Below are 282 nucleotides of genomic sequence, written 5' to 3' on the forward strand. Positions count from 1 at the left end.
TCTCCGAGGTCGGGGACGACACCCTGCGCGGCTACAACGTCAACACGGTCGCCCTGCAGGTGCCCACGCACATGCTCACCGCCGACGCGCAGCACCCCGTGATCGGGATCTGGTCCACCACCTTCCGGCAGTCCGCTCTGAGCAAGGACTGGGAGCAGGTGTCCCGGCTGGGGAACCCGCTGGTCAACGAGGTGGTCATCCCGGTGGCCGAGAAGGACCGGTTCAACGCCTCCAAGCCGAGGGACGACGCGCAGTTCTGCGCCGGGTCACCAATCCCGAGCT

At 67.7% G+C, this 282-nt stretch carries 1 pseudogene; it reads left to right on the forward strand.

Features of this window, described 5'->3' with window-relative positions:
• Positions 1–282, forward strand: a pseudogene (locus LO771_RS30435) (DUF4331 family protein); the annotation flags it as partial.

Source organism: Streptacidiphilus sp. ASG 303 (genome assembly GCF_020991365.1).
In the GTDB taxonomy this organism is placed as follows: Bacteria; Actinomycetota; Actinomycetes; order Streptomycetales; family Streptomycetaceae; genus Peterkaempfera.